The following is a 14,461-nucleotide window of genomic DNA, read 5'->3' on the forward strand; positions in this document are numbered from 1 at the left end:
CGTCATTGCGGCATGGGGAAGGGCGCTACTCCGCTTCCGCGGCGGCAGCGACCGCGGCGGTGACGGCCGGGGCAACGCGGGGGTCCAGCGGGCTGGGCACGATGTAGTCGGCGGCGAGGTCCTCTGCCGCGAGCTCCGCGATGGCGTACGCCGCTGCCAGCTTCATGGCCGGGGTGATGCGGCGCGCCCCCGCGTCCAGTGCGCCCCGGAAGATACCCGGGAACGCCAGCACGTTGTTGATCTGGTTCGGGAAGTCGCTGCGGCCGGTGGCCACCACAGCGGCATACTTTACGGCGACCTCCGGCAGCACCTCGGGGTCCGGGTTGGAGAGAGCGAATACGATGGCGTCCTGGTTCATCAGGGCCAGGTGTTCCTCGTCCAGCTTCGAGGACGAGACGCCGATGAAGACGTCGGCGCCGGCCAGGGCTTCAGCAGGGCCGCCTTCGAGGTTGCGGGGGTTGCTGCGCCCGGCGATGTCGGCTTTCTTGCTGGCCGGGTCCGCGGCAAGATCCGTACGGTTGCTGTTAATGATGCCGCGGGAGTCCAGCAGGACCACGTCGGTGATGCCGGCTGCCAGCAGGATTTCTGCGACAGCGATGCCGGCGGCCCCGGCGCCGGATACCACCACGCGCAGGGTTTCCAGTCCGCGGCCGGTCACCTTGGCGGCGTTCGTCAGCGCGGCCAGGGCAACGACGGCGGTGCCGTGCTGGTCATCGTGCATCACGGGGCAGTCCAGCGCCTCGATGAGCTTTTCCTCCAGCTCGAAGCAGCGGGGAGCGGCGATGTCCTCGAGGTTGACCGCACCGAAGCTGGGGCGCAGGCGGACAAGCGTCTCGACGATTTCGTCCACGTCCGTGGTGTTGAGCACCAGCGGGATGGAGTCCAGGTCGCCGAAGGTCTTGAACAGGGCGGACTTACCCTCCATGACCGGCAGGGAAGCACTGGCGCCGATGTTTCCCAGACCCAGTACGGCTGTGCCGTCGCTGACCACAACTACAAGGCGCTCGGCCCAGGTCAGGGTGCGGGCGAGTTCCGGATTGGCGTGGATGGCCCGGCTGACCTCGGCCACTCCCGGGGTGTAGGCGATGGACAGGTCGCGCTTGTTGGACAGCGGGACGGTGCTGGCGATGGAAAGTTTGCCGCCCTGGTGGGCGTCGAAGATCTCGGCTTCGCTCAGCGCGGTGGCTGCGGAATTGTCAGTGGCTGCAATTGCGTCAATGGACACGTCGTTGTCTCCTGGTGCTCTCGCCGTGGGCACACGGCTCATGGGGACAGGTCCGAAGGGACCTGAGGTGGAGTGGTGCGGCGGAAAACCCAGGGGTGGCGGGTCTTGAAGGTGCTTTGGGGATGCGCCCTGCGGCTCCATGTCGACCATGGTAGGCAGCGGTGTGAAGGGCGGGCGCACGATTTGACGGCTCCAACTGCCGCCAAAACGGTTTATCAGTGGTGCTCGTGATCCATGTCACGGCAATAAGCCGCATTTGACAGGCAATTGGTCTAGACCGATTACGCGCTTTGGTGGAGTGTGTAGCTGCCTTCAGTGGCTGGAGCGAGCCTTGCACAGGCCTTTTTGAGGTCCTCTTCAGCCTCGAAGAGTGAAAGGCGGCGGTTCCGGACAGACTGGACCAGACCAGTGACCGTCAGCAGGAGCACGCGGGCTGCTACGGCGTCCCCGGCCGCGGCAGCCACAACCTTTTCGCCCAATACGTCAATCTCGCGCAGAAGTGCCGTGGTGTCACGGTCCGGAAGGTACACCCCCCGGCTCAGGCACTGCTCCACGGCGGGCTGCATGACCCGCATATGGAAGATCTCCATAACAAGTCCCGCCAGCGCGCGGCCGCGGAAACGGGCTGAGACGCTCCGCGCCCCGGCCTGCAGCTCGTCGAGCTGATGGCGGTAGAGGGCAAGCATGAGATGGGTGGGGGACGGAAAATACCGGTACAGCGTGCCCAGCGGCACATCAGCTTTGGCCGCCACCTCAGTGAGTTCCACGGAGTCCAGCCCTTTCCGGGCAAACCCGGCTGCAGACTCCAGGATGCGGGTATAGCGGAGCCGCTGGCGAGGAGCGGACGGCCGGGCGGCCATGGGCGGATGGTCTGAATTAGTCTCGGGCATCAGCATTCCGGGGTTGTGTTCCTATGGTGCAGCAGCCAGGAGCGTCCCCATCCCGAACTGCCTGCAGTCCGGCTCAACTATACGGCACGGTACTGTGGCGTAATGAGTAAGGCCACTTAGCTTCCGGGTTCGGCCGGTCAGTCCACACCCTTGATCTTCACGACAAAAACCGCCCCCAACAACCCGATGACGGCTGCAGTAATGAACAGCGTGACGTACCCGCCCAGGAACATCACGGAGATGAAAGCCAGTGCCGGGGCCACTACCTGGGGCAGCGAGTTGGCCACATTGATAACGCCCATATCCTTGCCCCGGTCAGCGGCAAACGGCAAGACCTGGGTCAGCAGCGCGAAGTCCACCGCGAGGTACGCTCCGAAGCCAATTCCCAGGACTGCTGCGCCGGCCAGCGCCCCGGGCCACACCGGGAAGAAGGCCATGATCACCCCAGCCATGGCAATGGTTGCGGATGAACCTATAACGAAGGGCTTGCGCCGGCCCACCCTGTCGCTCCAGGGTCCGGCTATCACCGCGGTGATCATCACCATCACCGCATAGATGCCGGTAAGGATCAGGACGCCCCCTTCCGGATTCTCGTACTCGAGGATGTCGCGCAGGAAAAAGAGCAGGTACACGATGGTCAGCTGGTTGCCGACGTTCACCAGGAAACGGGTGAGCCAGGCCCAGCCGAAGTCCGGATACAGCCGCGGGCTGATCCAGAAGCCCCGGGCGAAGGCCACAAGCCGGAACGCCGGCCGGGCGTCCTTGGGCAGGACGGGATCGTTGCGATGGAAAAGATACGGCACCACGGACAGCAGCAAGGCTCCCGCGCAGAGCCAATACCCCACCATGAAGTTACCGGCCACCACGGCGCCGAAGACCGCGCCGGTCAGGATTCCGAGCGTTTGGCCCATGGCCGCCAGTCCACCGACGCCGCCGCGCTGGGCCACCGGCACCCGGTCGGGAACCGCCGCAGTGATAGCCGCGTAAGCCGCATTGGCACCGAGCTGGACCAGGCACCAGAAGAGCACCATCAGGGCAACGGCGCCCGATACGGACATCGCCAGCAGAGCGGCAGTGGCCAGCACTGCACCCGCCAGCACCCAGGGTGCCCGGCGGCCGAAGTGGGACGTGGTCCGGTCCGAGAATGCACCAAATAGCGGGTTGGCCACCAGGGACACCGCAGCCCCGCACGCCGTCACCAGCGACAGGATTGCTTCCTTGCTGGGCGCATCGATGCTGATGGCCTGCTGTCCAATGAAGACGTTGATAGGGCCGAAGAACGCCGCATTGATGCCCACGTTCACAAGAACCAGACCAGTGACCCAACGGGCAGAGACTTTTTCCGTAGGCTCGGCCAGCGCCGCAGCCGGACGGCCGGGTCCCCCGCCGTGGTCCAAGGGTGCGGGAGTATCGGACAGACTCATGACTTTGTTCCCCCGGGTACGGCTTATTAGCGACGGAATCAGACTATCGTGGGCGTTACCGTGCTGCCTTGCCAACCGGCGGACGGACCATCCGCGGCGGCAGCCCCAGCATCGAGGAGAACCATGAGCGCAACGTCCACTCCGGCGGAAAGCACCGCCGTCAACACCGCCGACCTCTACGACGAGCGCGGCGACGAACTGGCGTCAGTCTCGCTGCAGTTTCAGTCCCTCGGCGGGCGTTCACACTTCAGCGGGCAGGTCCGGACCATCCGTTGCTTCCAGGACAACGGCCTGGTGAAGTCCACCCTGGCCACAGCGGGCAACGGCAGCGTGCTGGTGGTGGACGGTGGCGGCTCCCTCGGGACGGCCCTGATGGGGGACATGATCGCCGAAAACGCCGTTGTGAACGGTTGGGCCGGCGTCGTTATCAACGGGGCAATCCGGGACCGCGAGGCGATCGCTGGACTGGACCTCGGCGTGAAGGCCCTGGGCAGCAACCCGAAGAAGAGTGCCAAGGCCAGCGCCGGCGAGGTGGACGTGGACGTGGTGATCGACGGCGTGACCATCCGGACCGGGGCCATGATCTGGTGCGACCCGGACGGGATTCTCGTGGAGCGCTAGCCCCGCCAGCAGAAATTCCTGCTCCGGGGAATAGGCCTGGGCGTGACATAGTTACTGAAAGCAACTATCCGCGCCTGACTTCTTCCTTTCCCTGGAGCACCCATGCCCAAACCCACTGCCGCCCGCGCCGCAGGAGAAACCCTCACCCCGCGCCAAATCGTCACCGTGATGGTGGGCCTGATGCTGGGCATGTTCCTGGCATCGCTGGACCAGACCATCGTGTCGACATCCATCTACACCATCGCCAACGACCTGGACGGGCTCTCGCTCCAGGCCTGGGCCACTACCGCGTACCTTATTACCTCCACGGTCAGCACCCCGCTGTACGGCAAGCTCAGCGATATCTTCGGCCGCCGCCCGCTCTACCTGACCGCCATCGTGATCTTCCTAGCGGGATCCCTGTACGCAGGCTCGGTCCACTCCATGACGGAACTGGCCCTGGCCCGCGGCGTCCAAGGCCTGGGCGCCGGCGGCCTGCTGGCCCTCGCCCTGACCATCATCGGCGACATCGTCTCCCTGAAGGACCGGGCCAAGTACCAGGGCTACTTCATGTCCGTCTTCGGTGTCTCCTCGGTGCTTGGCCCCGTAGTGGGCGGCGCTTTTGCCGGTTCCGCCAACATCCTGGGGTTCGAGGGCTGGCGCTGGGTGTTCTTTATCAACCTGCCCATCGGCCTCGTCGCACTGGCAGTGGTGTTCATGTTCCTGCACCTGCCGGCGAAGCACGTGAAGCAGAAGATCGACTACTGGGGCGCAGCGGCCATCACCCTGGCCATCGTGCCGCTGTTGCTGGTGGCGGAGCAGGGGCGAAGCTGGGGCTGGGCGTCCCTGAACTCCTTCCTCTGCTACGGCCTGGGCGTAGTGGGCATTGTCTGGTTTCTGCTCGCCGAGAAGCGTGCCGGCGACTACGCACTGATCCCGCTGCGGCTCTTCCGGAACGCGACCTTCGGCCTGTCATCGCTGCTGAACTTCATCATCGGTATCGGCATGTTCGGGGCCATCGCCATGCTCCCGATGTACCTGCAGCTGGTTAAGGGCCTCACGCCCACCGAGGCCGGCCTGATGATGATCACCTTCACCGTCGGCATCCTCACCGGCTCCATCACGGCCGGCCGCACTATTTCGGCGTCCGGCACCTATAGGATCTTCCCCATCATGGGCACGGCCATCCTCACTGTCGCCGCCCTGGTGATGGGCCTGTCCCTGGCCGTGGACACCGGCCTGTGGGTTCCCGGGCTCATCGCGGTGTTCTTCGGCATGGGCCTTGGCTTCTGCATGCAGCCCCTCACCCTTGCCATGCAGGTGTCCGTGCCGCGCCGCGACATGGGCGTGGGCACCTCCTCCGCGGCGTTCTTCCGTTCCATGGGCGGCGCGGTGGGCACCGCCGTTTTTATCTCCATGCTGTTCAGCCTGGCAGCCACCCGGATCGCCGACACCATGAAGTCCGCGATGGGAAGCCCGGAGTACCAGGCAGTCCTACAGGATCCCGCTGTGGCCGGAGACCCCGCCAATGCCAAGCTGTACGAATTCTTCCGGCACGGGGCGTCCAACGAATCCCTCAATGACACCAGCTGGCTCCACACCGCCAACAGCACGCTGACCCGCCCCATTACTGAGGGCTTCGCCTACGCCATCGACGCCGTAATGCTCACGGCGGCCGCGCTTACCGGCATCGCCTTCCTGATCAGCTTCGCGCTGCCCAACAAGAAGCTCACGGACTCCACAGCAGCCTCGCAGGAGGCCGCCGCCGTTCACTGACCTGCCCGCCACCCGCGGCATCAGGGCACGACGTCGACGCCTCCCGCCGTCGTCGTCTGCTGTTTCGGGGCAGGCAGGCTCCTGGCGCCCTCGACTGGAACAGTCCGCGGTGGCGTGGAACACTGTGTAGCGCGTGTGCGCCGGCCAGGTGGCCGGTTCCGCAGCCGACGACGTCCGCACCGCATCCACCGAACCCCCAAACCAAGGGAGAACCATGCCCACTGCACAGGAGCAGACAACCGCCCAGATACCGCGGCGGGTGATCTGGCTGGCGCTCGCAGGTGCGGTGGGCGGATTCCTGTTCGGCTTTGACTCGTCCGTGGTGAACGGCGCAGTGGATGCCATGAAGGACGAGTTCGCGCTGTCCGAGGCTGTCACAGGCTTCGCCGTGGCCATCGCCCTGCTCGGCTGTGCTGCCGGCGCGTACCTTGCCGGAAAAGTCGCGGACCGATACGGACGGATTCCCGCCATGAAGCTGGGCGCGCTGCTCTTCCTGGTGAGCGCCCTCGGCACCGGCTTCGCCTTCAGCGTCTGGGACCTGATCTTCTGGCGCCTCGTGGGCGGTCTGGGGATTGGCCTTGCCTCAGTCATCGCCCCTGCCTACATTTCCGAGATTTCGCCACGGAAGGTCCGCGGCCGCCTGGCATCGCTGCAGCAGCTCGCCATCACCACAGGTATCTTTGCGGCGCTGCTCTCGGACGCGCTGTTTGCCACCAGCGCCGGCGGCGCCGATCAGGCGTTCTGGCTGGGCATTGAGGCCTGGCGCTGGATGTTCCTGGCAGCCGCCCTTCCCGCAGTGGTCTACGGCTGGGTGGCATACACCCTTCCGGAATCGCCGCGGTTCCTGGTGTTCCTGGGCAAGGAGAACGAAGCCCGCAAAGTCTTTGATTCGATTGCACCGGCCGAGGACACCGACCGCCACATCCGGGAGATCCGGGACGCAATCGAAGAGGACAAGCTGGCCGGCCAGAAAGGCTCGCTCCGCGGCAAGACCTTCGGACTGCAGGCGGTGGTTTGGGTGGGCATAACCCTGTCCGTCCTGCAGCAATTCGTGGGCATCAACGTGATCTTTTACTACTCCACCACGCTGTGGAAGGCGGTGGGCTTCCAGGAAAAGGATTCGCTCACCATTTCCGTGGCCACCTCCGTCACCAACATCCTGGTAACCCTCGTGGCCATCGCATTGGTGGACCGGATCGGCCGCCGGCCCATCCTGCTGGCGGGCTCGGTGGGTATGGCCGTGTCCCTGGCTGCCATGGCTTTGGCGTTCTCCTCGGCAGTTGGATCCGGCACCGAGATTTCCCTGCCCGGAGCATGGGGTCCTGTGGCCCTGGTAGCGGCCAACGTCTTTGTGGTCAGCTTCGGCGCGTCCTGGGGCCCGCTGGTGTGGGTACTCCTGGGCGAAATCTTCCCGTCCCGGATCCGTGCCCGCGCCCTTGGCCTTGCCGCCGCAGCACAGTGGGTGGCGAACTTTGCCATCACGCTCAGCTTCCCGGTCATGGCCGCCGGTTCCCTCCCGCTGACCTACGCCATGTACGCACTGTTCGCGGCGGCGTCGTTCTTCTTTGTCATGTTCAAGGTGCCGGAGACCAACGGGATGTCCCTGGAGCAGGCAGAGACGCTGTTTGTGGCGAAGGGCTCGGCCGCCTAACCCACATCAAGTGAAAGAGCGCCGCCGGAAAACCCACGTCAAGTGAGAGAGCGCTGGGAAGCGTCAGGCGAAGTACACGCCGATCCGGTTGCCGTCGATGTCTTCGATGCGGATGTCGATGTCATACACGTCACGGAGCATGGCCTGCTGCATGATCTGGCGGGGGCTGCCCTGGTGGACCAGCCGCCCGTCCTTCATGGCCAGGATGGTGTCGGAGTAGCAGGATGCGAAGTTGATGTCGTGGACCACCAGGACGATCGTTTTCCCGAACTCGTCAGCCAGCCGGCGCAGGAGCCGCATCATCTCCACGGAGTGCTTCATGTCCAGGTTGTTCAACGGCTCGTCGAGGAGCAGGTATTGGGTGTCCTGCGCGAGCACCATGGCGATGAATGCGCGCTGGCGCTGGCCGCCGGAGAGCTCATCCACGAACTTGTCGGCCATGGGGGTCAGGTCCAGGTGGGCGATGGCCTCCTCCACCTTGGCGAGGTCCTCCACCGTGGGCCGGCCGCCTGAGTGCGGAAACCGGCCGAAAGCCACAAGGTCCCGAACGGTAAGCCGCATGGTGAGGTGGTTCTCCTGCCGCAGGATGGCCATGGTCCGCGCCAGCTCCCGGCTGTCCGTGGCGGTGACATCCAGCCCGGCCACGGAGACGTTACCTGCCTCAAGCGGCTGCAGCCGGCTGATCAGCGACAGCAGCGTGGACTTTCCCGCCCCGTTGGGGCCGATGATCGAGGTAATGCCGCCCTCCGGGATCACGCAGCTGACGTCGTCGAGGACCGCATGCCCGCCGTAGCTCTTGGAGACGTTCCGAACGTCGATCATGGCAGGGTTCCCACGGTTGCGGCGCCAGGACGGGGGCAGGTCATTTCAGGGAGCCTTTCAGGAGGAGGTAAAGGAACAGGACGCCGCCGGCGAATTCAATGACCACACTCAGGGCGGTGCCGAAGCCGAACACCTTTTCCAGGAGCAGCTGCCCGCCCACCAGGGCGACGGCGCCGATCAGCACCACGATGGGCAGCAACCAGGCATGGCTGAAGCCGCGGCACAGCTGGTAGCCCAGGCTCACCACCAGCAGCCCGAAGAAGGTCACGGGCCCGACGAGCGCTGTGGACACCGCCACCAGCAGCGAGCACCCCAGAAGGACCCGCATCACCATCTTCCGGTGGTCGACGCCCACATTGATGGCCACGTCGCGCCCCAGCGCCAGCACGTCCAGCGTGTGGCGCGCCCGCCAGACAACAGCACAGACAACAGCAACGATGACCGTGGAAACGCCCAGCAGCGCGGCATCCACGTTGTTGAAACTGGCGAAGAACAGGTCCTGGAGGATGATGAATTCACTCGGCTCCATGAGCCGCTGCAGCAGGGAGGACAGGCCGCGGAACAGGCTGCCCAGGATAACGCCCACCAGCAGGAGCAGGTGGAGGGAGCGGGTGGCGCCGGTGAACATCCAGCGGTAGAGCAGCGCGCTGAACGCCACCATCAGCAGCACTTCGACGCCGAACTGCAGTGTGGGCGGAGCGGCCACCACCGCAGCGGACCCCAGGGTGAACGCCATCGCCGTCTGCACCAGGATGTACAGCGAATCGAAGCCCATGATGGACGGCGTCAGGATCCGGTTGGCGGTGACGGTCTGGAACAGGAGCGTGGAGACGCCTACGGCAACCGCCACCAGCAGCATCGCGGCCACTTTGATGGCACGGCGCGGCAGGATGTAGCCGATGTTGCCTTTGAGTTCGAAGAACAGGAAAAGGCAGACGACGGCGGCCGCGGCCGTGAGCAGGATACTCACCACCAAACGGGGCGAGGCGTTACGGACGGCGGCTTTGACTTTGCGCGTCGCTCCCGCTGCTGGCCCCTTCACAGGGACGGGACTCTTGGCGGATGGCAGCAGCGTTGGGCTCTCAGGCATTGCGCTTCCTCAGGATCAGGGCGAGGAAGAGGATGGCGCCCAGCACGGACATGACCATTCCCACGGGGACCTCGTAGGGATAGCGGATGGTCCGGCCGATAATGTCGGACACCAGCACGAAGGCGGCTCCGAACAGGGCGGTCCACGGCACGGCGCGGCGCAGGTTGTCGCCGAAGATAAGGGACACGATGTTGGGCACCACGAGTCCCAGGAAGGGGACGGCACCCACGGTGGTGACCACCACCGCCGAGATCAACGAGACGATGACCAGCCCCAGCCGCATGGTCCGGCCGTAGTTGAGCCCCAGGTTGGTGGTGAAGTCCTGGCCCATTCCCGCCACGGTGAAACGGTCGGCGGCGAGGAGGCCCAGCAGCATCAGGAAGGCGACGATCCAGAGCAGCTCGTACCGGCCCCGGAGGACACCGGAAAAATCGCCGATCATCCAGTTGCTGAGGGTCTGCAGCAGGTCGTAGCGGTAGGCGAAGAACGTGGTGACGGCAGCAATCACTCCGCCCAGCATGATTCCCACCAACGGGATGAGCAGGGTATTACGGGCCGGCAGCCGCCGCAGGATGGCCAAAAAGAGCGCGGTTCCCAGCAGTGCAAAGGCGCTGGCGACAAGCATCTTGACCAGCACCGGGGCCTGTGGGGCGAAGACGGTGACCACCAGGATCCCCAAGGTGGCGGACTCCACCGTTCCCACTGTTGAGGGCTCCACGAAGCGGTTCCTGGCCATGAGTTGCATGATCAGGCCGGCGACAGCCACCGCCATGCCGGCGAGCACCACGGCGAGGGTCCTTGGAACACGGGAGATCCAGAAGACCTCCACCGTGGCCGGTTCGCCCGACAGGAGGGCCGGGAGTCCCACGTCGCTGACGCCCACAAACATGCTGGCGGCCGCGAGGGCAAGGACGGCAACTGCGGCCGCCGCCAGGCCTGCACCCGAGCGGGCCTGTCTGCGGGTTGCCGGCTCAAGCGGGCGCACGGCGGTGGCGGTCATGGGGCTTGGAGCTCAGTTGGTTGGCGTTAAGCCACGGACCCGGCGACGGCGTCCACCATGGCCTTGACGTTGTTCAGGCCGTAACCCACGATGTACCAGCCGGCGGGGTCGAGGTTGATGACCTTGTTGTTCTTGGCGGCGTTCGTGGACTGGACGAGTTCGTTGTCCAGGATGGGGTTGGCGGCGGAAGCTTCGGTGCCAACTGCCGTGTCGCGGTTGATGACGTACAGGATGTCAGGGTTGGCCTGCTTGATGTATTCGAAGGAGATTGCCTCGCCGTGGCTGCCGTCAACCTTGACGTCTGCTGCCGTGGGGACGCCCAGGACGTCATGGATGATGCCGAAGCGTGAGCCGGCGCCGTAAGCGGTCAACTCGCCGCCGGAGGTCAGGACGATCAGGCCCTTGCCGGCGTCGGCGGCCTTGGCCTTCGTATCGGAGATGGTGTTGTCCACTGCGGCGAGCTTTTCTTCCACTTCCGCTGCCTTGTCAAATATGGTTCCCAGCTTTTCGGTCTGCGCCTTGAAGCTTTCCATGGGCTGGGCAGCATCGATGGACAGATCGATGGTGGGGGCGATCTTGCTCAGTTCCTCATAGGCTCCGGCGGTACGGCCGGAGATGATGATGAGGTCCGGGTCGCCGGCACTGACGGCCTCGAAGTCGGGCTCCTTCAGCGAACCGATCTTGCTGTACTTCGCCTCGGCGTACTTGCTGAGTGCCTCCGGGTAGGCGGCTTCCGGCACGCCTGCGGGCTCAACGCCCAGTGCATCCAGCGTGTCCAGGACGCCTAGGTCGAACGTGAAAACCTTTTCCGGGTTCACAGGGACGTCGGCGGTGCTGCCCTGGGCGTGCTCGACGGTGATGGTGGTTGATTGGTTATCGGGAGTCGCCGTCGCGCTTCCCCCGCAAGCGGTGACGGTCAAAAGCGCCGCTCCCGCCGCAAGTGCCCCCAGGTAGCTTGACAGCCTCTTCTTCACGTTTTTCTCCGCTCGGGTAATACATCACAACTTCGTTGCCTAATAACCCAGAGCCTATAAGTAAGGAAAGGCTAACTTCAAAGTGGGAGTGGCAGTACTGAGTAATAAGTGGGAGGGATCACATGGAACGACGCCGGCACTCGGGTGAATGCCGACGTCGTGATTGCTGGAGGGTTGCCAAAAACCCGCAGGAAGTGGGAGATCGTCTAGGCGGGGGTTTGGGCGAGTTCCGCCTGGCGTTCCTCCACCAGGGTGGAGACTGCGTTGAACAGCGGATGCCCCGCCTCCAGGCCTGTGATCCTCGCCGTGGCATCAGCCGGGTTGGCCGAGACGAGAATCCCGGCAAGCTCTGTTGCCTCCGTATCAGCGGGATCGTTGAAGCGGAGGGCTGCGGCGATGGCACCAAGGAGCGCCTCCGGCACCACACCACGTTCGGCGAGTTCCGCTGCCGGCCCGATAAATCGCTCGTGCCGGCTCAGCTTTCGCAGCGGGGCACGCCCCACCCGGTTCACCGTGTCCGGCAGGTACGGGTTGGAGAACCGGACCAGGATCTTCTGGACGTACGCTTCCTGCTCATCGTTACTGAAACCGTGCTTGGAGACCAGGAGTTGCTTGGTCTCCTCCAGCACCGCCCGGACGTCCTCGGCCACGTCCTGGTCTGCCATGGCGTCGGAAATCTTTTCCAGGCCCGCCTCGAACCCGAAATAGGCGGCCGACGCGTGGCCGGTGTTCACCGTGAACAGCTTCCGCTCGATGTAGGGCGAAAGCTCGTCCACGAACGTGGCACCCGGGATTTCGGGGGCGGCACCGGCAAAAGCAGTGCGGTCGATGACCCATTCGTAGAACGTCTCCACCGTGACATCCAAGCCTTGGCCGGCTTCCTGGTTTGGCACGATCCGGTCCACTGCGGTGTTCGCGAACACCGCTTTGCCGTCCAGCGCCCCGGCGGCGGCTCCCGGCTGGGAAGCCACTTCCTTGGCCAGGACGTCCGTGGCGTTGATGGCATTCTCACAGGCCATGACCTGCAGCGGAGCCAGCTCTGCCCCCCTTGCAACGATGCCCCTGGCAATGACCGGTGCCACGAACCTAAGGATGTGCGGGCCCACCGCGGTGGTGACGATGTCCGCCGTCGCAATTTCTGCAACGAGCTCGGCCTCCTGCGTGTTGGAGTTCAGCGCGCGGAAGTTGGTCACCGTCCGGACGGCAGGGTTCTCGCCCACCTCGTGGACCGCGTAGCTCTCTGCCTTGGCGAGCTGGGCGATGAGCTCCTCCGCTACGTCGGCGAACACCACCTCATAGCCTGCGTTGTGCAGGAGCAGGCCCACAAAGCCGCGCCCGATGTTTCCGGCCCCGAAATGTACCGCCTTCACTATGCGTTGACCTTTCCGAAGAGCTCCAGGACCTCGTCCTCTGACGTGGCAGCCTCCAGCCGGGCCACCTGTTCCTTGTTGGTGAAGACCTTCGCGATGGAGGACAGGATGTGCAGGTGTTCGTTGTTGATGCCGGCAACGCCCACCACGAACTTGACCTGCTTGCCGTTCCAGTCGATGCCCTCCGGGTAACGGATCACCGAAACAGCAGACTTCCGGATGTGGTCCTTCGCCGCATTGGTTCCGTGCGGGATGGCCAGGAAGCTGCCCATGTAGGTGGATACCGACTGCTCGCGCTCGTGCATGGCCCTGACATAGTCCTCATCCACCGCGCCGCGGGCCAGCAGGAGCCGGCCGGCTTCGTCGATGGCGGCATCACGCGTGGTAGCTGTTCCCCTGAGCACTACGCTCTCCCGGGCCAGGATCTCGGACGTTCCGGCGCCTGAGGCTTCGGTTTCGGAGGTACCGACGGCGGTGCCGGCGGCTCCTCCAGCTGCAGTTCCAGCAGCTGCTCCCGTCGCAGGGCCGGATGCGGACGCTCCGCCCGGCGTTCCCGCGCCGGCGCCTGGACCCTCCGTTGCAGCGGCGCCCTTGTTGCTATCCCTGACCAGTTCCACAATCTCGTCGTAGCGCGGGCTGCTCATAAAGTTGTCGACGGAATAGTGGATGGCGCTGGAGGTGGCCGGCTTGGCGCGTTCGGTGAGGTCCTGATGGGTGACTACAACGTCATAGTCGTCGTTGAGGTTGGCGATGGAGGCGTTGGTGACCTTTACCTCCGGGAAGCCGGCCGCCTTGATCTTGTTGCGCAGCACCGAGGCTCCCATGGCACTGGAGCCCATGCCGGCGTCGCAAGCGAACACAATGTTCCGCACCGGCCCGGCCATAACGGCCACGCCGCCTGCTCCGGCAGCGGCACCCGTCAGGGTGGAGGCCACGGAGCTCTTCTTGCCCTTCATCTGTTCCATCCGTGAAGTGGCGTCGTTGAGGTCGGTCTCATCGCTGTGTTTGGTGGTCTTCATGATGACGGAGGCCACCAGGAAGGAAGCTGCCGTGGCCAGCAGGACCGCGAGGATTACGCCGATGTAGCTGTCCCGCGCGGTCTGGGCGAGTACGGCGAAAATGGAACCAGGGGCGGCCGGCGCCACCAGGCCGGAGTTGGTGATGGCCAGGGTGGCGATGCCGGTCATGCCGCCCGCGATGGCTGCAAGGATCAACAGCGGGCGCATCAGCACATACGGGAAGTAGATTTCGTGAATACCGCCCAGGAAGTGGATGATGGCGGCACCGGGGGCGGAAGCCTTGGCTGCTCCGCGGCCGAAGAACATGTAGGCGAGCAGGATGCCCAGGCCGGGGCCGGGGTTGGCCTCAAGCAGGAACAGGATGGACTTTCCCTGTTCCAGGGACTGCTGGACACCCAGCGGGGTAAGGACGCCGTGGTTGATGGCGTTGTTGAGGAAGAGGACTTTGGCCGGCTCGATGAAGATGCTGGTGAGCGGCAGCAGTCCGTTGTTGACCAGGAACTGGACTACGTTTCCGGCGCCCGCGCTGAAGGCAGAGACCACCGGAGCGATGGCATAGAAGCCCAGCATGGCCAGCAGAGCGCCCCAGATGCCCGCGGAAAAGTTGTTGACCAGCATCT

General features: G+C 64.8%; 12 protein-coding genes. 3 read left to right on the plus strand and 9 right to left on the minus strand.

Annotated features, from left to right (window positions below; genetic code table 11):
- Positions 1-25: 25 nt before the first annotated feature.
- From AC5RWX_RS22640 to AC5RWX_RS22650, 3 genes are all read right to left on the minus strand, one after another.
- Positions 26-1,225, minus strand: coding sequence for an NAD(P)-dependent malic enzyme (locus tag AC5RWX_RS22640; RefSeq protein WP_494098550.1), 1,200 nt, complete (start codon positions 1,223-1,225; stop codon positions 26-28).
- 281 nt (positions 1,226-1,506) lie between these two features.
- Complete coding sequence (locus AC5RWX_RS22645) at positions 1,507-2,115, minus strand: TetR/AcrR family transcriptional regulator (protein ID WP_494098551.1); 609 nt, start codon at positions 2,113-2,115, stop codon at positions 1,507-1,509.
- A 137-nt stretch (positions 2,116-2,252) separates the two neighbouring features.
- Positions 2,253-3,539, minus strand: a complete 1,287-nt coding sequence (locus AC5RWX_RS22650) for an MFS transporter (protein ID WP_494098552.1) — start codon at positions 3,537-3,539, stop codon at positions 2,253-2,255.
- A gap of 123 nt (positions 3,540-3,662) precedes the next feature.
- Between AC5RWX_RS22650 and rraA the strand changes: the two genes are divergently transcribed.
- The 3 genes from rraA to AC5RWX_RS22665 all read left to right on the plus strand — a co-directional run bounded on the left by rraA (position 3,663) and on the right by AC5RWX_RS22665 (position 7,566).
- The gene (rraA, locus tag AC5RWX_RS22655; protein ID WP_494098553.1) at positions 3,663-4,160 is read left to right on the plus strand and encodes a ribonuclease E activity regulator RraA; all 498 of its coding nucleotides are present in this window, start codon (positions 3,663-3,665) and stop codon (positions 4,158-4,160) included.
- 102 nt (positions 4,161-4,262) lie between these two features.
- A complete protein-coding gene (locus tag AC5RWX_RS22660; protein WP_494098554.1) occupies positions 4,263-5,915 on the plus strand; it encodes an MDR family MFS transporter in 1,653 nt (550 codons plus the stop codon).
- Between the two features lie 214 nt (positions 5,916-6,129).
- Positions 6,130-7,566, plus strand: coding sequence for a sugar porter family MFS transporter (locus AC5RWX_RS22665; protein ID WP_494098555.1), 1,437 nt, complete (start codon positions 6,130-6,132; stop codon positions 7,564-7,566).
- A 63-nt stretch (positions 7,567-7,629) separates the two neighbouring features.
- Here AC5RWX_RS22665 and AC5RWX_RS22670 read toward each other — a convergent pair whose 3' ends face one another.
- The 6 genes from AC5RWX_RS22670 to AC5RWX_RS22695 all read right to left on the minus strand — a co-directional run.
- Positions 7,630-8,388 (minus strand): iron ABC transporter ATP-binding protein, encoded by a 759-nt coding sequence (locus AC5RWX_RS22670; protein WP_494098556.1) that lies wholly within the window; start codon positions 8,386-8,388, stop codon positions 7,630-7,632.
- A gap of 40 nt (positions 8,389-8,428) precedes the next feature.
- Complete coding sequence (locus tag AC5RWX_RS22675) at positions 8,429-9,478, minus strand: iron chelate uptake ABC transporter family permease subunit (RefSeq protein ID WP_494098557.1); 1,050 nt, start codon at positions 9,476-9,478, stop codon at positions 8,429-8,431.
- Positions 9,471-10,478: an ABC transporter permease gene (locus AC5RWX_RS22680; RefSeq protein ID WP_494098558.1), complete on the minus strand. Its 1,008-nt coding sequence runs from the start codon at positions 10,476-10,478 to the stop codon at positions 9,471-9,473. Before AC5RWX_RS22680 ends, AC5RWX_RS22675 begins: the two co-directional genes overlap by 8 nt.
- A gap of 26 nt (positions 10,479-10,504) precedes the next feature.
- On the minus strand, positions 10,505-11,452 hold the full coding sequence (locus tag AC5RWX_RS22685) for a siderophore ABC transporter substrate-binding protein (RefSeq protein WP_494098559.1): 948 nt from the start codon (positions 11,450-11,452) through the stop codon (positions 10,505-10,507).
- Positions 11,453-11,658: 206 nt separating this feature from the next.
- Entirely contained in the window at positions 11,659-12,822 is a 1,164-nt protein-coding gene (locus AC5RWX_RS22690; RefSeq protein ID WP_494098560.1) for a mannitol-1-phosphate 5-dehydrogenase, read from the minus strand.
- The coding region (locus tag AC5RWX_RS22695) for a PTS sugar transporter subunit IIA (protein WP_494098561.1) at positions 12,822-14,461 on the minus strand (1,640 nt) is incomplete at its 5' end. The genes AC5RWX_RS22695 and AC5RWX_RS22690, both read right to left, overlap by 1 nt.

The organism is Arthrobacter sp. SPT-J7 (assembly GCF_059089965.1).